Origin of the sequence: Pseudoalteromonas holothuriae (assembly GCF_945859825.1) — a bacterium.
Classification (GTDB): Bacteria; Pseudomonadota; Gammaproteobacteria; order Enterobacterales; family Alteromonadaceae; genus Pseudoalteromonas; species Pseudoalteromonas holothuriae.
In genome coordinates this window covers 73,282-93,726 of sequence record NZ_CAMAPC010000004.1, presented here as the reverse complement: position 1 = coordinate 93,726, position 20,445 = coordinate 73,282, and the positions used below count along the sequence as shown (strand labels likewise).

Below are 20,445 nucleotides of genomic sequence, written 5' to 3'. Positions count from 1 at the left end.
ACTTTTTGCTTTTAAGTGCCTCATAATTGTAACTGAAAAGTTAACATAATTTTTATCATCTTAAATTACTAAATGAGGTTAAAATGAAATTACTTAAATCAATGAAAGTATCTAAAAAACGAACAAGTACATATGCAGAGACTAGTCATAGCCTTGATCTTTCTGCTAAAGTGCTATCAAATAAAGAGTTATTATCACAGATCAGTGGTGCTCGTGGTGGTGGTGCTTACCCTCCTAAGAGTACTCGTTTTTAATATTTAGAATTAAAAGGGGGTTGTTTTGTTTGGTGAACTGAGTCTGCATTTTGAAACGATTGTTGTGTTAGGCTTTATCCTTGCGTTCATTTTTAATTTAAGTTTCTTTTTACTTAAGCTAAGTCAAAATAGTTCTCTTTTATTTTCATCTGGTGTTATGGCAATTTCTTATTTTTTGAGCAATCATTTCTTTGATCTAATTCTAGGTACTAGCTTTCAGTATTTAATATGGCTTGCTTTTGATTTGGTAACAATATCCTTTATATGGTTACTGCACAAAGTGCTAAAACTGCGGTTTTCAACAGCCAGTACTTATGTTTTTCTTGGCTTATCGATAAATAGTATCTTATTTCTCTTGATGCATATTGATATTAGCTTATTAGCGAACAGGCAGCATTGGTGGTTTTGGACAACTTATAGCATATTGGTCAATGTATTTGACTTTTTAATGGTAGTTGCGCTAATTATAAATCGAGATTTTTTGTTCATAGTCAAAGGTGGACGAAAAATAACGAAGCATTTTAGTCGTTCTGAAGTTCAGTCGAATTAACGGCTTTTAAAGTGATAAATGATACTTACTTCTTCCAAGAGCTACCGCTATTATTTGATAAGGTAGTTACTTTTAGTATGATATTGGCCTTTGCTTATCATGCTGTTGCAAAGGTTGTGCTGAAAAAAGTTAATAATTTATCTTTAATTATTACGTCAGGGTTAGTCACAGCTTCATATGCGATGAGCAGCTACTTATATAGTTTTAATGAATTGATTAATTTATATCTGCTTTGGATTATCTATGACGCTGAGCTTATCTTTCTGCTGTGGGCATTACATAAGTTACTTAAAATCGAGCACACTTACTCGTTTATTTATGTATGCTTGGGTTTGGTATGCAACAGTTGCTTATATGCACTTATATATATAGATAGAAATATAGTAGGCACTAACGAGGTTTGGTGGTTTTGGTATTTTTATTCAACAGCAATCAAAGTATTTGATGCCTTAATTATTATTGCTCTTTTCACCAACAAAGACTTTTTGAAGTTAAGCGTACTGAAACAAGCACTCACTAAGAGATTTGGCAGCAAAAAGTGTTTGGTTAAAGAGCAAAGTGAGCCACAAATATAGCGGTATCACTTTACTCAATGTTGATTAAAACTGGTACTCCCAGCTTAGTTTAACGGCACTTTTGGTGTCGTTGGTGTTATTGTCATGCCAAATGCTGATGCCTGTTTTCATTAAGCCACTTAACAGACCCTGTTGATACCCAACCTCAAGTAAGGTGCGCTCAAACGCTAAACGTTCAAAGTCGATAAACTTTAGTTTGGTATAGCCACCAACCCCGCCAAGGCGACGGTAATCAGCTGCCAATGTCACGCTTTTTGCTTGTGGACCAATAGCCATGCCTAACCATTGTGAACGCTGGGTATAGTCTGAACCGCCAGCTTGCGTTGCAAAGCCACATTGAAAACTTGCCTGTTGGGCTTGGCAATCAGTGGTACCATCGGTGTATTCCAGATAACTTTTTAAGCGATATTCAGCATTACCTGCGTAGTGTTCTACGCCAATGGTAAATAACTGCTCCTTTGGCAATGGACCATTGTCGTTATTACCTGCAACTTCAGCATAAACAGCTATTGGTTGTGTAAATAAAATGCCTGCATATTTAACATCAATACTGGTTAGGCGCTGCTTTATATTGGGCTGCTCCTCGAGTATGGGTTGCTCAAATACAAAGTCACTTGATGTCGTGCTAAATGCCAGTTCTAGCCCTTTAAGTGGTGAGCTTGATAGGCGCAACCCCCAAAAGTCGCCGTTGCGCTTACTGGTCAAGTTCGGTTTTTGTTTAGCTGCAATGGCGGTTACTTGCCATGGGCCAATAAATGAAAATAATGATGGTCCAGAGTAATTGCTATTGGCACGGCTAATACGTGCTGCAGTCATTGGTGCGGCGTTGTTTGACAGCATTAATGCATTGTCATTGGCAGGCCCCCACCAATAATTAAGTCGCTCTACACTAAGTGCCCAATTATCATATAGTATTGCTAAGTGACTACCGTAATGGTTGATTTGTTTAGCATCTAATGCGTCGTCGGTGTAATTGACTTGTACTTTAGCGCTAACATGGTTGCCTGTAATAACACCGTAACTTGAAACGCCAGATTGAGATGCTTGTCGCTCCCCCATGCCTTCTTGTAATGCAGGCTCATCATTAAAATGTGCTTTTACGCTAGAGTATCGTTCTCGTTTGGCTTGCGCTAGAGCATGGCGAACATGCGCTAATGCAAACTGGGCTTGCTCTGGGATATTATGATTCTCACTACTCTCTATCTGAGCTAAGTCTTGTATCAAACCTTGCCACAATAATGGGTACTGATTTACTGGTCGGTTGATTAAACCATGACTGACTAGTGTATCTACAGAGTGTTTAAGCTCACTTTCATCGGCATTTATCCAAGGGCTTGCAAATGCATAGCTGCTTAATGTGAGTGAAAGTACGGCACTTAAATATGATAATTTCATCCGTGTAATTTTTCCTGTAAAGCTTGAGCTACGAGCGGGTGAACAAATTCACTCACATCCCCTTTGTGTAAAGCCACTTCTTTTACCAAAGTAGAAGAGATAAAAGAGTTACGTTCAGAGGGGGTTAAAAACACGCTTTCGAGGTCAGGGTTAAGACGGCGATTCATATTAGCGAGCTGAAATTCGTAATCAAAGTCTGATACTGCACGTATTCCTCGGATCAAAACATTGGCATTTTGCTGCTTTGCTAAATCAACTAAAAGTCCTGAAAAACCAATGACCTTAACATTTTTATGCTCAGCTAGTATTTGTTCAGCGAGTGACACTCTTTCATCCAGCGAAAAGCAGGGTTGCTTATTTGGATTGTGTGCTATCGCAAGTAAAACAACATCAAACATTTTTGCTGCACGTTTAATTAAATCTGCATGACCATTAGTGAGGGGATCAAAAGTACCTGGGTATAAAGCTGTAACTTTCATAACACTGTGCCGGCTAAAAAATTTGCCCTATGGTAGCAATATTTTACAGATATTTCACTGGTCTGCTTTGCACTATCTAGGCTTATATCATATACCCTTTAGTGCTATTTTCAGAGTTACTAATTGACTATACTGACCCAGTTAGTGAAACACACCCTAATATTAATCGCGTGTCAAAGAGATCAGGATATGAATACCAAGGAAAAAATCATTCGTACCAGCATTGCGCTATTTAACCTTCATGGTGAAAGAGCGATTACGACGAATCATATTGCCTCCAACTTGGGGATTAGTCCGGGCAATTTGTATTATCATTTTAAAAATAAAGAAGACATTATTCGTAATATATTTTCTTTATATCGTGAGCATTTAAGTATTCACTTTAAACCATTGGATACCGAATTTGAGCCACTTGAGCAACTGACTAAATATCTGGACTCGCTATTTGATTTAATGTGGCGTTATCACTTTTTTTACGACAATCTGACTGATATCTTGGCAAGAGATGGGGTATTAAAAAAACACTATATAGAGTTTCAAACCGATCTTTTCGAGCAAGTTCGTTCGGTCGTCATTGGCTTAAGAACCAGCAAAGTGATTGATATTACTGATGAAGATGCCAAAGAGTTGGCGCATATGCTAAAAATGACGGTGAGCTTCTGGACGCCTTATGTCAAAGCGCGCAGAATGACAGGCGTTTTAGAGCAACAAGATATCTATAATGGGATTGTTAAAGTGCTTATGCTATTTAAGCCATACTGTACAGATTTAAGCGTTGATAAAATTCAAAGCTTACAATTGCAATATCAAACGCTTGCCGACGAATCGCTACCAAGTATTGCGTAATAAATCGCTAAAGTGGTTTGTTTATTTCCTAGACGCTTAGAAATTTGCTATAATCGCGCGCCCGATGTTCCGGCGCGCATTCGCCACGCAAAAGAGTTGTTTCTATGTTTAAATTTATCGTCAAACTGCACCCTGAAATTGCCATAAAAAGTAAATCAGTCCGTAAACGCTTCACTAAGTTATTAGAGAAGAACATTAAAATTATCCTAAGCCGCTTTGATGAACAGGTAAAAGTAAAAAATAACTGGGACAATATTACAGTAGTGAGTGATAAATCAGATGCTCAAACGCGTGAAGCGCTTATTGATAATTTAAAGCGTGTGCCCGGTATAGTGCAATTTATTGAAGTGCAAGAAACAGCTTATGAAAGTATTGATGATATTTATCAGCGTACTCTAGAGTTAGCGGGTCACACAATTGAAAATAAAACTTTTTGTGTTCGAGTAAAGCGCAATGGTCAACATGACTTTACTTCTAGCGACGTTGAGCGCTACGTCGGTGGTGGGTTGAATCAAAATGTTGCCGGTGCCAAAGTAAAACTCAGCAAACCGGATATAACGGTTAAGATTGAAATTAAAGATGCGCTAGCTTATATCGTTACTCATACTCATTATGGAATTGGTGGATTCCCGCTGCCTAGTCAAGAAGATGTGTTATCACTTATCTCTGGTGGTTTTGATTCAGGGGTGGCTACTTATCAAATGATCCGTAAAGGAGCTCGCACTCACTTCTTGTTTTTTAACCTAGGGGGAGCAGCCCATGAAATTGGTGTTAAACAAGTTAGTCATTATTTATGGAAACGATATAGCTCTACGCATAAAGTGAAGTTTATTACTGTTGATTTTGAGCCTGTGGTCGCGGAAATATTAGAAAATGTTGAAAATGGCCAGATGGGTGTTGTACTCAAGCGCATGATGATGCGAGCAGGCAGTCAAGTCGCAGAAAAGCTTAATATTCCTGCCCTTGTCACTGGTGAAAGTATTGGTCAGGTATCAAGTCAAACGTTGGCTAACTTAAATGTAATTGACCGTGTGACCGAGACACTCATTGTGCGCCCGCTTATTCAGCATGATAAAGCGGACATTATAAAAATAGCGCGAGAGATTGGCACTGTAGAAATGGCAGAAGCGATGCCTGAATATTGTGGGGTTATTTCTAAAAAACCAACGGTAAAAGCTAAATTGGCAACTATTTTAGCTGAAGAGCAAAAATTCGATTTTGATATCTTAGATACGGTAGTTAAAAACGCTACAGTTAAAGACATTCGAGATATTGAAGCTGAAGCTAAAGAAGAAGTTAAAGAAGCCGAAAGCGCTAGCGAGTTACCAGCCAATGGGGTTATTTTAGATATTCGTGCCCCTGATGAAGAAGATGCCAACCCATTAGAGATAGAAGGTGTTGACGTTGTGCATTTACCTTTTTTCCGCATCGCCACTAAGTTTGCTGATTTACCGCAAGATAAGGAGTACTACTTGTATTGTGCAAAAGGTGTTATGAGCCAACTTCAGGCGTTGATCTTACATGAGAATGGTTTTATGAATGTTAAAGTTTATAAGCCTGAATAAAGGTTTAATTGATTAAAAAAGCCGAGGTAACTCGGCTTTTTTAATGCCTACTTTTTATAGCCTGTAGTAGTTGTTCATTCTGTGGTACTGCAATGTTAAACTGCTTGGCAAGAGTTACGACGTACCCACAAATGGCATCAATTTCAGTTTTCCTACCATGCTTTACATCTTGCGCCATCGATGAGTAGTTACAACTAGTGCGTTTCATAACGAGATACGCGCTGTCTAATGCATCTGATAATGGCAAATTGATATCTACTTTTTTTGCAACAACGCAGGCTTCGTTAAGTAATACTAAAATGGTGCTGGCAAAACGGGGGTGACGTAAATGACCGTTAGGGATCTGATGAAGTGCGCTCAGTGGATTAATCGCAATGTTGACGATTAACTTTTGCCAACGCAATAGCTGAATATCGTCATGCATAAAGCTCGGTGATAACAAGGTTGCAAAAAAATTATGATATATGGATTGAATATTGCTGCGAGCTAGCTCGTTACAAGCGCCTAGATAAGTGTCGCCTTGGCCGGTTGCGTGTACATGATATGCACTAAGCTTTAAAGCGCCTCTTGCAGTACTCACAAAGTACAGTGCCTGATTCGGTGTTAGTTGTTTACTGACGGCTTTAATATCTTGCATTCCGTTATGGCTTATTAAGATATTAGCGTGGTCAGCTAAATGTGGTAGCACATCTGTAATCGCTTGCCAGAGCTGATAAGATTTGACGCAAATAAAGCAGTTTTCTATCGCCTCTTTGTATGGCTTAAGGTGATTTAACTGAAGAGTTTGAGCATTAATTTTTGCAGTTTGCTGTTGCTCACTATATTGCCAATCATGCACTACATTGTGGCGCGATATAATCGTGACATTATGTTGCTTACTGAGCGCATGAGCAAATGAGAGACCAACGGCACCAGCGCCAAGAATATGGACGTTAGCCATACTTTTTTGAGCGCCACTTAGTAAATATTAAATAGCAGAGGTAATAACTAAGTGCGCCGCAAAAATCTGCAATAAAATCACCCAATGACGCTTGTCGGTGAGGTAGTGTACCTTGCATAACTTCTATGCCAATGCCATAGCTGGCTAATAGTACCAGTTGAACTATCATGGGCCACTTAAAGGCATGGTGCATGATAAAAGCTAGCGCAAAAAAGATCACAAAATGTACTATTTTATCAGCATGTTCAATGCGTACGCCTGAATGTTGAAATTCTTTAGCAAATAAATAAGTACATACAGCTAAAGTTACTAAAAGTAAAACTTGATAAACCCGCCTTGTCACAAAACTTCCTACTTGAATAATAGCCGCTAATTTTGGCGGTCAGTATATCATCGAAAACTGGCTGGTGGGTGAATATCACTTTTTTACCCACATTCTTATTTTGATTGATATAATTGAGTCATTCATATTTTAGGAGAATAACATGCCTTCTTTTGACATTGTGTCTGAAATCGAAATAACAGAAGCAAAAAATGCCGTTGATAACGCCAAACGAGAACTAGAAACCCGTTACGATTTTAGGGGAGTTGACGCGTCTATTGAACTCAATAGTGAGGTCATTACTTTAAAGGCTGAAGCTGACCCTCAAGTTATGCAACTATTTGACATACTAGCGAGTAAGGCCTCTAAGCGTGGATTAGATGTTGCCAGTCTTGAATTAAAAGATATTGAACGTGCGGGTAAGCATGTTTCACGTAAAGTGACGCTAAAACAAGGTATCGAAAAAGAGATGGCCAAGAAGTTAGTGAAACTCATCAAAGATGCAAAAATTAAGGTTCAAGTTGCAATCCAAGGTGAAGAAGTACGTGTAACAGGTAAAAAGCGTGATGACTTACAAGAAGCTATGCAGTTAGTACGTGGTGCTGAACTTGGTCAACCTTTCCAGTTTAAGAACTTTCGCGATTAATAGGCTGCGTGCCAATACCCTCAATACAGCCTAAAGTAAGTAAAATGCTTACTTTAGGTTTCTAGACGTCCATTGACAATCCTTTCTAAAGTTCGCACAATAGCGCCTCTATTCAAGGTGCTTAGCTCGATAATAATACAGTGTATTATCGTGATAGTGAAAATATCAGTTTAATTGCTAAGATAATCGGGAAGTTGGTGAAAGTCATAGGAATGACTGTAATCCAACACTGCCCCCGCAACGGTGATGCCTTTATAGGCAAAGTCCGGAGACCGGCCTTGAAGTCAACTTACTTGTATTACTTGTGCGGTGGGCGCAGGTTTGGGAATATCATGCAAAACAAATCTATTTTGGCGGTGGCAATTTTAGCTGCTGTGTCTTCTTGTGTTGGTGCACAAGAAACCTTTCACGACATTGAGCGAATTACAGTTACGGCAAACAAATTTGAGCAGGCAATAAATAATACATTGGCAACAGTCAATGTGATTGAGCGTGCGCAAATAGAGCGAAGTAATGTAAGAGATTTACCTTCGTTACTTAATACCGTTGCGGGTGTTGATATAATAAGAAATGGCGGCTTTGGTCAACAAACTAGCGTATTTTTACGTGGCGCTGCGACTAAACATGTATTGGTTTTGGTTGATGGGGTGCGTATTAGTGATGCAAATTCTGGTAGCGTGTCATTTACTAATATTCCACTTAATAGTATTGAGCGCGTTGAGGTCGTTAAAGGTGCTAGAGCTGCGATTTACGGCTCCGATGCATTAGCTGGCGTAATTAACATCATTACACGTCAAGCCGAGCAACATCAAATTAGCTTAACGTCTGGTAGCCACAACTACGTGGCTTACCAGCAAGCTGGATACATGTCATCTGACGCCTTGTCTTTGCGCTTTAATCTTGGTTATGAAGATACAAAAGGGTATGACGTAACAGGTAAAGATGCTGCTATGGCACGGGGTAAAAATCATGATAGTGATGGCTACAATAATAAAAACGTAGGCTTTAACCTTAGCTACGATAATGCATATATAGGGCAGCTTTCTGCATTAGCGCAATACAGTGAAGGCGATGCTGAGTATGATAATGCTTGGGGCAACGATGCCTATGAGTTTGAAAACTATACTGCAAAGTTTGCTTGGAAAAAGCAGCAAGGTGTATTTGGGCACTATGCAAGTGTAAGTACATCACAAGAAGAAAATACTCAAATAGGTACGCCTGAGCATGATATTTATAGCACAAAGCGTGTTGAACTTGAGTATCGAGCCTTGTATCGCTGGTCTAAAGCGGTGCAACTGACCGCTGGTATGAACCGTTTAAATGAAGACCTCTCAGAAGCGTCGGCAGAATTTACGCATTCTGAGCGTACTAATAAAGCCGTATTTGTGGGTGGGTTTTACAACCAAGGTCCATGGCTAGCAAATATTGTGGCAAGAAGCGATGATTATGATTTTCATGGCCGTGCCAACACTTACACGGCAGGTTTTGGCTTTAAACCTAATGATACGGTGACATTTAGGGTTAATCATGGCACCGCTTTTAGAGCACCAACACTGACGCAAGCCTACGTTAAAAATAGTCCTTGGTACATACCAAATCCTGATATTGAGCCTGAAGAAGCAAGTAACAGTGAGGTGGGCGTTTCTCTTGAGACAGGCTGGGGACAATATGATGTGGCAATCTTCAATAATCGTATTAACAAGTTGATTGTTAACTTGCCAAATGAAACGGGCAAGTATATTGCCAGCAACGTTGATAAAGCGAGTATGAAAGGCGTTGAGCTATCGGCTTCAGCTTCGGTATGGGGGTTAGAGCATACAATTAATTTAACCTTATTAGATGCCAAAGATAATAGCACGGGTAAAAAGCTGGTGCGCAGACCGGATACTACTTTTAATTATACGTTGTCAAAGTCTTGGGATAAGTTAGATGTGAATGTTGCAATGCAATATCGCTCTTCAAGACCGAGTATTGCTTTATATGATAGCCAGTTTAACGCATTTGAAAGAACTTTAAGTGCGTATACCATATTTAACTTAGCGGCTAATTATGCGTTATTTGATAACCTTAAGTTAACGGCAAGATTAGATAATATCACGGATAAAGCGTATATTACTGCAGGTACTGGTATTGCTACCGATGGGAGTACTTTAGGGTATGTACCACAAGGTAGACAAGCTTATGTAGGAGCGACGGTTAATTTTTAATTGCGGTCGTTAAATATAAAAAGCCAGTTTGATATAACTGGCTTTTTTCATGTGCTCTATTTACTTTAATAAGCTTTGAAACTGCTGCTGAAACTTAGCTAATTTAGGTGCAATGAGGATACTGCAATAGCCCTGATTAGGGTTATTTGTGTAGTAATCTTGGTGATAAGACTCGGCACTGTAAAATGTGCTTGCACTACTGAGCTCGGTGACCACAGGGTTGGTATATTGGCTTTGAATGGTTGTGATCATGGTTTTAGCTTGCTGCTGTTGCTGATCGTCATGATAAAAAACCACACTACGGTATTGTGTGCCAGTATCATTCCCTTGGCGGTTAAGTTGCGTGGGATCATGTAAGGTAAAAAACATTTCTAAGAGTTGCTCATAACTGACGATTTCACTGTCAAACTGAATTTCTACAACCTCAGCATGACCGGTATTGCCTTGGCAAATATGCTGATAAGTCGGCTGCTCTGTGTGTCCGCCACTATAACCTGAGCGTACCTCTAAAACCCCTTTTACTTGGCGAAAAGCGGCGTCAATACACCAAAAGCAACCACCACCAAAGGTGGCTGTTTGTAACTTAGTCATTTTCTAACTCCTTGTGCTCATTTGCTTGAGTCGCTAACTTTTGACTGATAAATTCTGGGGACTGGGTATGTTTAGCCAGAAGATTATAGGCGCATGGAATAATAAACAAGGTAAGTATGGTTGCAATACTTACCCCTGCAAATATAACCACGCCAATAACCATACGGCTCTCAGCCCCAGGTCCTGTTGCTAAAACCAATGGAATAGCACTCATAACCGTGGTTAATGAAGTCATGATTATCGGGCGTAAACGCTGTACAGATGCATCGATAATTGCTTGCTCAAATGCGATACCCTTATCGCGTAGTTGGTTGGCAAATTCAACGATTAAAATACCATTTTTAGCACTTAACCCTATGAGCATAACTATCCCAATTTGACTGTAAATATTGAGACTATTACCTGTGATATGTAGCCCATACAATGCACCAACGAGTCCAAGAGGCACCGTTAACATGATAACAAGAGGGTGAACAAAGCTTTCAAATTGTGCGGCTAATACTAAAAAGGTGACAGTTAGGGCCAAAATAAATACGTAGGTCATAGCAGATGCTCCTTCGTAGTAGAGCTGCGACTCACCTTTATAATCAACGGCACCATCTATATTATTTTCTTGTGCGGCAACATCATTTAAAAATGTCAAAGCTTCGGCTAATGTGTAGTTATCAGCCAAGTTGGCGGTAATTGTGATAGCACGCATACGGTTAAATCTATTTAGGCTGGCTGCAGTGGCCTCTTCATGTATGCTGATCAAGCTATCTAAAGGAACCAGCTCATCAGTGCGAGATTTGACGAAGATATTGTGAATGTCATTAGGGGCATTAAAGTCTGATTTAGTGCCTTTTAAAATCACATCGTACTCTTCGCCGCGGTCGATAAAGGTGGTCGCTCGGCGCTGACCGAGCATGGTCTCAAGAGTTTGACCAATGTCATTTACTGAGACGCCTAAATCGGCTGCTTTTGTTTTATCTATGCTAATTAAAAATTGTGGGAAGGTTTCTTTATAGTCATGATCAATTCTAACTAACCCTGGGTTTTGTTGGGCGCGTGTAATAATCTTATCACGCCACTGAACGAGCTCATCATAATCATTACCTTGTAGAACAAACTCGATGGGTCTGGATTGACCACCACCACCAATGCCTCGGCGCATAATTGCGAAAGCACGTACATCTGTAACTTCTCGCATAGTGCTACTTATCTCTGCCATTACATCCCAAGATGAGCGTTTTCGTTCATCCCAATTTGGCATGCCAACGATAGCAACACCACCTTGGCCGCCCCAGCCGGGTACACGCACTAGCACTCGACTTAATTCACCTTTATCAACATAAGGCAATAAACGTTGCTCAATTTGCTCCATATTTGCTAAGTTATTTTCATAACTGGCACCTTCTGGGCCATTCATCATAATGAAAAATGTCCCTCTATCCTCTTTTGGCGTCAGCTCTGAAGGTATTTGCTGTAGCAATGCAAAGCTTGCAAACCCAGCAAGTGCAAGGGTTATTATCAAGCTGTACTTGCGGGCTAGATTATTTTGCAGAGCTTTTTGATAACTTTGCTCTAAACTAACAAGTCGCTTTTCCACCCACTGAGTAAAGCGGTTCTCTTTTTTACTTGGCTTTAGTACTTTTGAGCATAGTGCAGGGGAAAGAGTCAGTGCGGTCACGCTTGAAAACAACACTGCAGCGCTTACTGCCATGGCAAATTCTGTAAACAGCGCACCAATTCGACCATCCATAAACACTAAAGGTACAAAGACAGCGACAAGTACTAAAGTAGTGGCAACAATCGCAAACCCAACTTGTCGAGCGCCACGAAATGCTGCAAGAAGGGGGGGCTCTCCTAGTTCAATTCGGCGGTGAATGTTCTCTAGCATAACGATGGTATCATCAACCACAAGGCCAATCGCCAAAACGAGTGCGAGCAAAGTGAGTAGATTTATAGAATACCCCATGGCGAGCAAAAACATAAATGTTGATATGAGTGCTACAGGCACTGTGACTGCAGGCACCAAAGTTGCTCTTATGTTACCTAAAAATAGAAAAATCACCGCTACGACGAGAGCCATTGCAATGGCGAGAGTACGGTAAACTTCATTGATCGATTCGCGGATAAATACAGAGGAGTCATAACTGTCTTGTATGGTGGTACCTGTTGGTAAATTGCGCTTAATTTTTTCTAGTTCTTGTCGAGCATTATCGACGACATCGAGGGTGTTTGCTTTAGCTTGTTTGACAATCCCAAGCCCTATCATGTTTTTACCATTACCACGAAAGGTACTCTCATCATCTACCGCCTCGAGGTGGACATTAGCCACTTCTTTTAGTCTCACAAGGTAGCCTTGTTCACCACGTTTGATGACTAAATTCTCAAAGTCACTTTGCGTTTTATAGCTTCGAGCGATACGAACAGCAAAATCTCTATCAAGTGATTCAATTTCTCCAGCTGGCAACTCCACATTTTCGCGCCTTAGTACTTGTTCTATATCACTGCTGGTAATATCGCGTGCTGCCATCGCGCGTCTATCAAGCCAAACCTTCATGGCGTATTGACGTTCGCCACCAATACGCACGTTAGAAACGCCATCAACGACCGCGATACGGTCAACGATAAAGCGCTGTGCGTAATCTGAAAGTTGTAAGGTATCCATAGTTTCACTATTTAGTACAAACCAAGCTATGGGGCTTTCATCTGAATTTGATTTAGACACTTCTGGCGGGCGAACCTGTTCAGGCAGGCTATCTAACGCCCTTGATACGCGCTCTCGCACGTCGTTGGCTGCAGCGTCAATATCACGGTCAATGTTAAACTCTATGGTAATGTTTGAACGCCCATTTCGACTTGAAGAGTTAATGCTTTTTATACCCTCAATGCCGGAGATTCGATTTTCCAGTACTTGGGTTATTTTTGCTTCAACGACTTCACTCGATGCACCTGTATAGTTTGTGCTTACACTTACTATGGGGCTTTCAATATCAGGGTACTCTCTAAGTGGCAACATACTAAATGCGACAATACCAAAGGTCAGCAATAGTAAGTTGATAACTACAGCAAAGACGGGCCGTTTAACGGCGGTATCTGTAATCTTCACGTTCTACCCCTAACCTTTAACTGACACGTTACTGCCAGAGCGGATTTTTATCACCCCTTCGGTGATCACTTGTTGTCCTTGCTCTACGCCAGATGAGATCGCAACCCACCCTTGAAATCGGGCAAGTATCTCAATTTGTACTTGTTTTGCTTTATTTTGTTCATCAATAATAAAAACAAAGTGTTTGTTTTGGCGAGGAATAACGCTTTTTTCTGGTAGCATCACAGCGTGTAATGTTTGCAGTTGAAGCTCTATATGCATCAACATCCCTGGGCGTAGTAAAGCTTGTGGGTTATCAAAACTGGCAGTTACTTGGATGCTTCGGGTGTCGCTATCAATACGAGGGTCGATATGGGTTATTTTACCGGTAAAAGGTTGTGTGCTATAGGCATCACTTTGACCTTGAACTGTCATTCCCAGTTTTAATATGGCTAGGTGTTTTTCTGGTACTTGAAAATCAACTTTAATGATACTGATATCATCTAAAGTTGTTAATGGTGTGTTCGGGTTAACAAAGCTACCTATAGAAACTAACCGTTTGCCTAGCAGACCTGCAAATGGTGCATTGATCAATAACTCGCTTAAGCGCGTTTGCTCTAACTGCAGGTTTGCTTGAAGTGCATCAACAATAGAGTATTGGGTTTCAAGTTGCGAGCGAGCAGCAGACTGGCTTTTAGCTAGGTTTTCCAGCCTTTTGAGCTGCCTTTGTTGTTCTTTTAAATTTATTTTGAGTGCCTTAACCGCTAAGCGCTCTTTTTGATTTTGTAGTTGCACCAGCTTTTCACCTTGCTTTACTACATCGCCATCGTTAAAGTAAATGTTAGTGATGTAGTCGCTTTGAGCGCTGGAAATATGGATGGCTTGGTTCGCTCGAGCGCTGCCTACAGCAGAGATGAATATTGTTTTATCTTGCACGGTAGCAGTTTGAGCGTTTACCTGAGTTGCTGAGTTAGTGCTACGATTCATTTTCCCTTGACTACTGGGAAGATATAGATAACCGATACTGGCAATGAGTAAAATAATGATAAATGGAAATAGTGCTTTGCCGGATTGTTGTGTAAACATAAAAATATACCGCAAAAAGAGATGCTACTAGTGTACAAAATACAGCTCGTATACATATAGTTAGGTATCTCATAATTTTGTGTGTTGGCCGAAAAAATTGACAGTGTTGAAACAATCTAAGCAATCCGTAAAAAAAATACAGCCAAAACGAAAGTCTTGTAGTAAGTGTATTACTGCAAGATATGTGATGTTATGGGCACTTTTAATGTTTGTCTTCTACTTTGGTTTTTATGACTAGCAGAAAAGCAAAAATACGGGCAACGGCAAACCGCCATAGTATCGAGTTCATGCTTGTTGGTGCTATCTGTTTGGTTATCATCATGGCGTTTGTTTCTTTGCGAAGTACCCCCATCAGCATAGTTGAAATTTTATTAAGCGCAGTTGCATTGTTAGCAATATGGCTAGGTTTTTTAAAAAGTCAGCAGCCATATTATAGCTTAACCATTGATAGTAAACAGATATGCTATATTCACAAATTTGGTATATGGTCTTTAGAACACGATAATTTTTACCGCGCTGGGGTACCATCTGTATCACAGGAGCTTGAAATTCTTGAGTTAAATGCAGTTGGTATTAAACTTAAGGATATTGACTTATTTCTGTGTACTTTAAGCCCTAGGTTGGCCGGAAAATTGTTGATAGAACAGCGTTACATTTTTTTACAAGCTGTTAAAATACATTGCAAAAGCGACAACTGCCCATCAGAATGGTTAGTTGAACCGAATGATTATCGCTCAACATCCGGCACTCGATATACCGGTTTGATAGCGATGTTTGCAAATAGAATGCATAATCTAAATACATTGACGGGGTATGATTTACTGTTACCGGCGAATGTTTTGGATAGGGATATATGGCATTTTTCGATATTATTAAATCGCTGGAAATTAAACCCAGATGAGGTGGTTAAGGTACTGCTGGAATAGCGAATAACCACAATGAAAGAAGTAACAGGAACAATTCATGAGCACAGAAAGAGCCTTTATCACAAGTGGTCGTAATACCATTATTCATAAAGAAAAGAAGCTCGACTTAGTTATTGTGAATGGTGAAGCGCACCCTAAAATTAAAGTAACGCCCATGGGCCTTGTGCCATTTAAAGAAGAGCTACCAAGAAACCGCAGAGAAGCTAAAGAGCGTTATATTGAAGTGGTGAATGTTTCGGCTGCGGAAGTTTTTGGTGAAGTTAAGCGTTTGCTGTTTATACAAGCACTTGATGGGCGTGAGTATAAAGTAGATTACTCAAAAATAGGCACTAAGCTATTTGTGAGAATCCATCAAGACAGTTACTTATAACATGCTACTAAGGAACCTTAATGGCAGTCACTAAGACACTTCCTCTGCTGCTTAGCCTTGTATTGGTTGGTTGTGGGGGGGGGAGCTCAGATTCAGGAACGAATACAGAAAATGCAAGCATTAATGCAGGCGAAGATTTTACTGTGTTAGAAAAGTCGGATTTTACGCTGACTGCCCAGGTTTCCCCTGCTGATGGAACCATCAGTTGGCAAGTATTGAGTGGCCCTAGTATTGAGGGTTTTCCCAAAGAGGAGCTTGAGGCACAAGTCACCGCGCCAGATGTAAAAACGGATAGTAATGTCGTTTTTATTGTTGATTATATCGCGCCTAACGGACAAAAAGTTTCTGATCAAATAACGGTCAGTATTACTTCACAAAACCAATTACCTATACCGGCAGTTTCGCAAACTTTACCTGAAGATGGGCTTGCCAAATACTTAGATACCATCGAGTTTAGTGCTGAAGAATCTTCAGACCCTGATGAGAATGGCCAAGTAGTCGCATATTTGTGGGAGCAAGTATCTGGGCCTAATATTGTGTTAAATACTACGGCAGAGTCGACATTGCAGTTTATACATCCATTGCTGGTCAATAATGATGTCGCAATATTTAGACTGACCGTACAAGATGATGAAGGTGGCAGTGCAAGCACTGAGTTTAGTGTGCCATTACTTCAAGCTGCTACACCCGTGATAGCTGAGGCTGGTGATAATCAAACTGTTAGTGAGTTTGACATGGTTATTTTGGATGCTTCAAAAAGTAAAACTGCATCAGGGCAGTTTACTTGCTTATGGCAACAAGTCGAAAGTTCTAGCCAAAATACAATTGTGCAGATTAAACAGCCACAGCAGTGTATGACTGAATTTACAGCACCTGATGTTGATGTGGCAACGACGGTTTCTTTTCAGGTAACGGTAACGGATGGCGGTGGTTTTGATGCATCAGATACAACAATTGTGCAGTTAGAACCTAAAGCTTTAGGACTTATTCAAGATAGTGGGCTGACAAAGTGCTTTAGCGATAGTGCACAAATAAATTGTAAAGATACTAGCTACCCAAAACAAGATGCAGATATTGGTAGAGATAGTGTTGCATCACTATTGGATAAAGCCGGGCAAGGTAGGGCTGCTTTTGATTATACGAAGTTAAATGAGTTTGCAGATGAATTACCCGATGATGCAACAGAGTTTAGTTGTGTTAGAGACAACATAAATGGCCTTATTTGGGAAGTTAAACTCTCTAATACCGGGGTTATTCCAAATACTCATGTTCGAGATAGTGTAAATCACTTTACATGGTATTTAACTTCGCAAGAGGGCAGCGTTTTTGCTGGAAGTATTGCTGGTGCAGCAAACTCTACTTGCTCAAGCGATGAAAATTGTGGCATCCAAGCATACATTGATACGGTAAATAGCAGTAATTTTTGTGGCGGAAGTAATTGGCGCCTACCAAGTTATTTTGAGCTATTAAGCTTAATTGACTACGGAAGTGAGAACAGTACATTGCTGCTAGATACTGAGCTCTTTGCGAATACCCCAGATGTTTCAATATTGGGGCATATATATTATTGGACTGCTCAAACTAGTGTTGACGGGCGCAGTTTAACTCAAGCGTTTATTTTTGATATGCAAACCGGCAATGATTTAGCGTATCCTAAATCGGATACAGCTTATGTCAGATTAGTGAGAACACCATGAATAAAGGTATTCAAGTTATCTCTGTATGTACTTTTTTGCTAAGTCCATTAGTAGTCATGGCCGAGCAAACTTGTTTTGATGTATCGAGTGTTCCTAGCACAACACCTACAGAGCGCTTTATTAAAAATGTTGATGGGACTGTTACTGATACCGAAACGGGGTTGATGTGGCAAACATGTGAGTTTGGCCAAGATTATGACTCAGACTCTGAAAGTTGTACCAGCACTGCTTTACAAGTTGACTGGCAGCAAGCACTCGTTGCGGCTAAAAATAATGTGTATGCTGGATTTAATGACTGGCATGTACCCAATGTAAAAGAGCTTGCGAGTATCATTGAACACCGCTGTGTAGAGCCTGCGATTAATCAAGCAATATTTACTTCTACACAAAATGACAATTATTGGACAAGTACGACAGGGGGGTCGCAAATCGATCATGCTTGGGCTTATCAACTTGCTGATGGGAAGAATAACCTTAAAGCTAAAACCTCCGATGTTTTCTTACGCCTTGTAAGGTATGCCAAATAGCTTTGGCATTAGGTAAAAATTTGCTACTCTTTGAGTCGTTTTCTAATCGGGAGTAGTCGCACTTTGTTTCGTTTAGCTTGTTTATCAACATTAATACTTATGAACTCTTGTTTTGCAATGGCAAAAAATAAGTGTGATGTAGAGCTAAGTCATGGGTTGATTATTACAGATGGCGAAATTCGCATTGTTGATAATGGCCAAACGCGAGTGCAAATTAATAATGATAATCAACTGTTGATTAGGGGCTATTGGGTAGAGCTTTCAGAGCAAGATACACAAGTTCTTCATGAATATGCCCGTGGCATAAGAGATACTGTCCCTGAGTTGGTTAACTTGGCTACAGATGGCGTTAACTTAGGTTTAAGTGCCATTGAGCAAGTTGTCGAAGGGATGTCTGATAAAGAGCCTGAAGTACTTAAAACCCAATTACAATATGTTGAACGCGCTTTAATGGATAAGTTTAAAAAAGGCGAGGATTTTTTCTTTATTGCACCTCAGTCATTGTCAAAGATAGATGATTTTTTTACAAAAGAAATCAGTAAGAAAATTCACTCTGCAGTACACGGGTCGCTTGGCGCTATTTTAGTATCTTTAGGTGATGCTTTTAAGTCACGAGAGGGCAATATTGAAGATAGGATCACTGATATGGGTCAGCGTATGGATATTATTTCTAAAGAGATAGATAAGTCACTGCAGAAAAAAGCACAACAGCTAGAAGAAAAAGCAGAAGAATACTGTGAGTGTCTTAATACACTTGATGAGACTGAAACTCGCCTACAAAAAATAGTACCCACTCTAGCTGCTTATGATTTGGTGCAGATCCGCTCCTAAAGCCTATAAATACGCTTAGCATTTGTAAAGCTTAACCTCTCCCACAATTTTGTATCGTCAACTAACTGGTAATACTGACGCCAAACTTTTGCATAGTCTGCTCTTATCAAACATACTGGGTAGTTAGAGGCAAACATAACTCGTTCTGGCCCAAATGCATCTAATAAAAAAGCCAATTGTGCTGTGTTGCTTAAGGGCTTCGTTACATGTTCTTGACCTGAGTACTTGATAGCGATATTTGAACAGGTTGCCATTTGATGTAACCCGGCTTGCCAGTTTGTGTTTTGACGTAAAAAGCCACTGTGATTAATGATGACTTGTAATGTATTTAGCTGTGCACACAAAGCTGAGAATTGTTTAGTTACATCCGTTTGTTCGAGTTCAAACTGCGCCTCAAAAATAATATTAAGCTCGGCTAAGCGGCTAAGGTTAATTGCTGTATTTGGATGAAGTAATTTTTGTGCTTCATGCCCCTCTGTAATATCTCGTATGCCTATAAACCCGGGGGCGTTCTTGAGCAAGTTTAACTGCATGCTAAAGGCAGTTGGGTCTTGGGCTATATCTAAATAGGCGATGGCTTGATAGGGAAGTGTTTTGATATGCTCAGCCAGCCAGTAAAGTTCTGCATCAGGGCGCGTATTATTAAATCCGGCCTCTATATGCACAAGGCCCGCCAGATAAAACTCACTGTCTAGCTGTAAATCAATTAGGCTATGATCACGAATTATTTTCTCTAAATTTGGCCAGGGTGGCGGTGTGGAGCCCCTTAGCCATTGATATTGACCCTGAGCTAAATCAAAAAAGTGTAGATGTGGGTCAATAATTGGCGTCATTGGGCTGTGTACCCACCGTCAATACTTTGTAGGCTACCTGTGATAAAACTAGCATCATCACTGAGTAAAAATGCGACTAATGCCGCCACTTCAGTGGCTTGTCCAAGTCGTCCTAGTGGTTGCTGTTTAGCTTCTTCGGCCACAATTTCTGCTTTATTTGCCCCACTTTTTGTACAGTAATTATCGATAGCTGCATGAAATAGTGGGGTTTCTATGGTGCCAGGGCATACTGCATTGGCACGAATATTAAATGGCGCATAGTCAAGAGCTGTGGTGCGTGCCATAGATGCAAGTGCTGATTTCGTCAGATTATAGGCAAATGAGTTTGTTTTCCCTACTAATGCTTGATCTGAAGACATAAATACAATCGCGCCATTATTTTGCTGTTTCATAGTAGGCAGTACCGCTTTAGTCGCTGCATAAGCGCCTTTAACATTCAGCGCAAATAAGCTGTCTAAAGTGGCTTCATCGGTATTTTCAATATTAGCACTGAGGTGTTTTCCAGCGTTTGAAACAAGGGCATCAATGCGGCCTGTCTGTTCAACTATTAGGTCTATTTTCTCTTTCACTTCCAATGTATTACTGACGTCACAGTAAATATACTGACCTACTTCACAGTGGTTAATATCAAGATTGAAGACTTGGAACTTTTGGGTCAGCAGCTTTTCGACAATGGCTAGGCCAATGCCAAAGCTGCCACCGGTTACAATGGCAACTTTACTCATTTTACGA

General features: G+C 40.3%; 20 protein-coding genes and 1 riboswitch. Of the genes, 11 read left to right on the top strand and 9 right to left on the bottom strand.

Features of this window, described 5'->3' with window-relative positions; genetic code table 11:
• Nucleotides 1-83 precede the first annotated feature (83 nt).
• Entirely contained in the window at nucleotides 84-254 is a 171-nt protein-coding gene (locus OCI93_RS06790) for a hypothetical protein (RefSeq protein ID WP_261593141.1), read from the top strand.
• A 561-nt stretch (nucleotides 255-815) separates the two neighbouring features.
• Nucleotides 816-1,379, top strand: coding sequence for a hypothetical protein (locus tag OCI93_RS06785; protein WP_261593140.1), 564 nt, complete (start codon nucleotides 816-818; stop codon nucleotides 1,377-1,379).
• Between the two features lie 24 nt (nucleotides 1,380-1,403).
• On the opposite strand, the gene OCI93_RS06780 is transcribed toward OCI93_RS06785, so the two are convergent.
• Complete coding sequence (locus OCI93_RS06780; RefSeq protein ID WP_261593139.1) at nucleotides 1,404-2,774, bottom strand: capsule assembly Wzi family protein; 1,371 nt, start codon at nucleotides 2,772-2,774, stop codon at nucleotides 1,404-1,406.
• On the bottom strand, nucleotides 2,771-3,253 hold the full coding sequence (gene coaD / locus OCI93_RS06775; RefSeq protein ID WP_261593138.1) for a pantetheine-phosphate adenylyltransferase: 483 nt from the start codon (nucleotides 3,251-3,253) through the stop codon (nucleotides 2,771-2,773). Before coaD ends, OCI93_RS06780 begins: the two co-directional genes overlap by 4 nt.
• A gap of 189 nt (nucleotides 3,254-3,442) precedes the next feature.
• Between coaD and OCI93_RS06770 the strand changes: the two genes are divergently transcribed.
• Together OCI93_RS06770 and thiI are read left to right on the top strand one after the other, a co-directional pair.
• A complete protein-coding gene (locus OCI93_RS06770) occupies nucleotides 3,443-4,099 on the top strand; it encodes a TetR/AcrR family transcriptional regulator (protein WP_261593137.1) in 657 nt (218 codons plus the stop codon).
• Nucleotides 4,100-4,203: 104 nt separating this feature from the next.
• Nucleotides 4,204-5,664 carry a tRNA uracil 4-sulfurtransferase ThiI gene (thiI, locus tag OCI93_RS06765; RefSeq protein WP_261626091.1) on the top strand — a complete coding sequence of 487 codons (1,461 nt, stop codon included), beginning with the start codon at nucleotides 4,204-4,206 and terminating at the stop codon, nucleotides 5,662-5,664.
• Nucleotides 5,665-5,704: 40 nt separating this feature from the next.
• Here thiI and OCI93_RS06760 read toward each other — a convergent pair whose 3' ends face one another.
• Nucleotides 5,705-6,604, bottom strand: a complete 900-nt coding sequence (locus OCI93_RS06760; protein ID WP_261626090.1) for a ketopantoate reductase family protein — start codon at nucleotides 6,602-6,604, stop codon at nucleotides 5,705-5,707.
• Nucleotides 6,597-6,947, bottom strand: coding sequence for a VanZ family protein (locus OCI93_RS06755; RefSeq protein WP_261593134.1), 351 nt, complete (start codon nucleotides 6,945-6,947; stop codon nucleotides 6,597-6,599). Before OCI93_RS06755 ends, OCI93_RS06760 begins: the two co-directional genes overlap by 8 nt.
• A gap of 142 nt (nucleotides 6,948-7,089) precedes the next feature.
• Between OCI93_RS06755 and OCI93_RS06750 the strand changes: the two genes are divergently transcribed.
• A complete protein-coding gene (locus OCI93_RS06750) occupies nucleotides 7,090-7,572 on the top strand; it encodes a YajQ family cyclic di-GMP-binding protein (RefSeq protein WP_261593133.1) in 483 nt (160 codons plus the stop codon).
• Nucleotides 7,573-7,715: 143 nt separating this feature from the next.
• Nucleotides 7,716-7,867, top strand: a riboswitch (cobalamin riboswitch).
• Between the two features lie 37 nt (nucleotides 7,868-7,904).
• Nucleotides 7,905-9,779 carry a TonB-dependent receptor domain-containing protein gene (locus tag OCI93_RS06745; RefSeq protein WP_261626089.1) on the top strand — a complete coding sequence of 625 codons (1,875 nt, stop codon included), beginning with the start codon at nucleotides 7,905-7,907 and terminating at the stop codon, nucleotides 9,777-9,779.
• Nucleotides 9,780-9,839: 60 nt separating this feature from the next.
• Here the strand turns inward: OCI93_RS06745 and msrA are convergent, their stop codons facing one another.
• From msrA to OCI93_RS06730, 3 genes are read right to left on the bottom strand one after another with little or no spacing between them, the layout of a single operon-like run.
• Entirely contained in the window at nucleotides 9,840-10,370 is a 531-nt protein-coding gene (gene msrA / locus OCI93_RS06740; protein ID WP_261626088.1) for a peptide-methionine (S)-S-oxide reductase MsrA, read from the bottom strand.
• Entirely contained in the window at nucleotides 10,363-13,464 is a 3,102-nt protein-coding gene (locus OCI93_RS06735; protein WP_261626087.1) for an efflux RND transporter permease subunit, read from the bottom strand. Before OCI93_RS06735 ends, msrA begins: the two co-directional genes overlap by 8 nt.
• Nucleotides 13,465-13,473: 9 nt before the next feature.
• Nucleotides 13,474-14,529 (bottom strand): efflux RND transporter periplasmic adaptor subunit, encoded by a 1,056-nt coding sequence (locus tag OCI93_RS06730; protein WP_261593129.1) that lies wholly within the window; start codon nucleotides 14,527-14,529, stop codon nucleotides 13,474-13,476.
• Nucleotides 14,530-14,759: 230 nt separating this feature from the next.
• Here OCI93_RS06730 and OCI93_RS06725 point away from each other — a divergent pair, with 230 nt between their 5' ends.
• The 5 genes from OCI93_RS06725 (at nucleotide 14,760) to OCI93_RS06705 (ending at nucleotide 18,880) form a co-directional block, all read left to right on the top strand.
• Complete coding sequence (locus OCI93_RS06725) at nucleotides 14,760-15,455, top strand: DUF2982 domain-containing protein (protein ID WP_261593128.1); 696 nt, start codon at nucleotides 14,760-14,762, stop codon at nucleotides 15,453-15,455.
• A gap of 37 nt (nucleotides 15,456-15,492) precedes the next feature.
• A complete protein-coding gene (locus OCI93_RS06720) occupies nucleotides 15,493-15,825 on the top strand; it encodes a hypothetical protein (protein ID WP_261593127.1) in 333 nt (110 codons plus the stop codon).
• Nucleotides 15,826-15,845: 20 nt separating this feature from the next.
• On the top strand, nucleotides 15,846-17,522 hold the full coding sequence (locus OCI93_RS06715) for an Lcl C-terminal domain-containing protein (RefSeq protein ID WP_261626086.1): 1,677 nt from the start codon (nucleotides 15,846-15,848) through the stop codon (nucleotides 17,520-17,522).
• A complete protein-coding gene (locus OCI93_RS06710) occupies nucleotides 17,519-18,049 on the top strand; it encodes an Lcl C-terminal domain-containing protein (protein ID WP_261626085.1) in 531 nt (176 codons plus the stop codon). Before OCI93_RS06715 ends, OCI93_RS06710 begins: the two co-directional genes overlap by 4 nt.
• A 117-nt stretch (nucleotides 18,050-18,166) precedes the next feature.
• Nucleotides 18,167-18,880: a YggN family protein gene (locus tag OCI93_RS06705; protein ID WP_315942708.1), complete on the top strand. Its 714-nt coding sequence runs from the start codon at nucleotides 18,167-18,169 to the stop codon at nucleotides 18,878-18,880.
• Here OCI93_RS06705 and OCI93_RS06700 read toward each other — a convergent pair.
• Complete coding sequence (locus OCI93_RS06700) at nucleotides 18,877-19,713, bottom strand: amidohydrolase family protein (RefSeq protein ID WP_261626084.1); 837 nt, start codon at nucleotides 19,711-19,713, stop codon at nucleotides 18,877-18,879. The two genes, OCI93_RS06705 and OCI93_RS06700, sit on opposite strands and share 4 nt — an antisense overlap.
• A complete protein-coding gene (locus tag OCI93_RS06695; RefSeq protein ID WP_261593122.1) occupies nucleotides 19,710-20,438 on the bottom strand; it encodes an SDR family NAD(P)-dependent oxidoreductase in 729 nt (242 codons plus the stop codon). The genes OCI93_RS06700 and OCI93_RS06695 overlap by 4 nt, the downstream gene beginning before the upstream one ends.
• Nucleotides 20,439-20,445 lie beyond the last annotated feature (7 nt).

Bases quoted from the DNA above. Each gene is read 5' to 3' on its own strand.
- OCI93_RS06700 (WP_261626084.1), bottom strand. From the start codon at position 19,713: ATGACGCCAATTATTGACCCACATCTACACTTTTTTGATTTAGCTCAG.
- OCI93_RS06710 (WP_261626085.1), top strand. From the start codon at position 17,519: ATGAATAAAGGTATTCAAGTTATCTCTGTATGTACTTTTTTGCTAAGT.
- OCI93_RS06745 (WP_261626089.1), top strand. From the start codon at position 7,905: ATGCAAAACAAATCTATTTTGGCGGTGGCAATTTTAGCTGCTGTGTCT.
- OCI93_RS06760 (WP_261626090.1), bottom strand. From the start codon at position 6,604: ATGGCTAACGTCCATATTCTTGGCGCTGGTGCCGTTGGTCTCTCATTT.
- OCI93_RS06715 (WP_261626086.1), top strand. From the start codon at position 15,846: ATGGCAGTCACTAAGACACTTCCTCTGCTGCTTAGCCTTGTATTGGTT.
- thiI (WP_261626091.1), top strand. From the start codon at position 4,204: ATGTTTAAATTTATCGTCAAACTGCACCCTGAAATTGCCATAAAAAGT.
- OCI93_RS06770 (WP_261593137.1), top strand. From the start codon at position 3,443: ATGAATACCAAGGAAAAAATCATTCGTACCAGCATTGCGCTATTTAAC.
- msrA (WP_261626088.1), bottom strand. From the start codon at position 10,370: ATGACTAAGTTACAAACAGCCACCTTTGGTGGTGGTTGCTTTTGGTGT.
- OCI93_RS06730 (WP_261593129.1), bottom strand. From the start codon at position 14,529: ATGTTTACACAACAATCCGGCAAAGCACTATTTCCATTTATCATTATT.
- coaD (WP_261593138.1), bottom strand. From the start codon at position 3,253: ATGAAAGTTACAGCTTTATACCCAGGTACTTTTGATCCCCTCACTAAT.
- OCI93_RS06750 (WP_261593133.1), top strand. From the start codon at position 7,090: ATGCCTTCTTTTGACATTGTGTCTGAAATCGAAATAACAGAAGCAAAA.
- OCI93_RS06780 (WP_261593139.1), bottom strand. From the start codon at position 2,774: ATGAAATTATCATATTTAAGTGCCGTACTTTCACTCACATTAAGCAGC.
- OCI93_RS06725 (WP_261593128.1), top strand. From the start codon at position 14,760: ATGACTAGCAGAAAAGCAAAAATACGGGCAACGGCAAACCGCCATAGT.
- OCI93_RS06790 (WP_261593141.1), top strand. From the start codon at position 84: ATGAAATTACTTAAATCAATGAAAGTATCTAAAAAACGAACAAGTACA.
- OCI93_RS06720 (WP_261593127.1), top strand. From the start codon at position 15,493: ATGAGCACAGAAAGAGCCTTTATCACAAGTGGTCGTAATACCATTATT.
- OCI93_RS06695 (WP_261593122.1), bottom strand. From the start codon at position 20,438: ATGAGTAAAGTTGCCATTGTAACCGGTGGCAGCTTTGGCATTGGCCTA.
- OCI93_RS06705 (WP_315942708.1), top strand. From the start codon at position 18,167: ATGGCAAAAAATAAGTGTGATGTAGAGCTAAGTCATGGGTTGATTATT.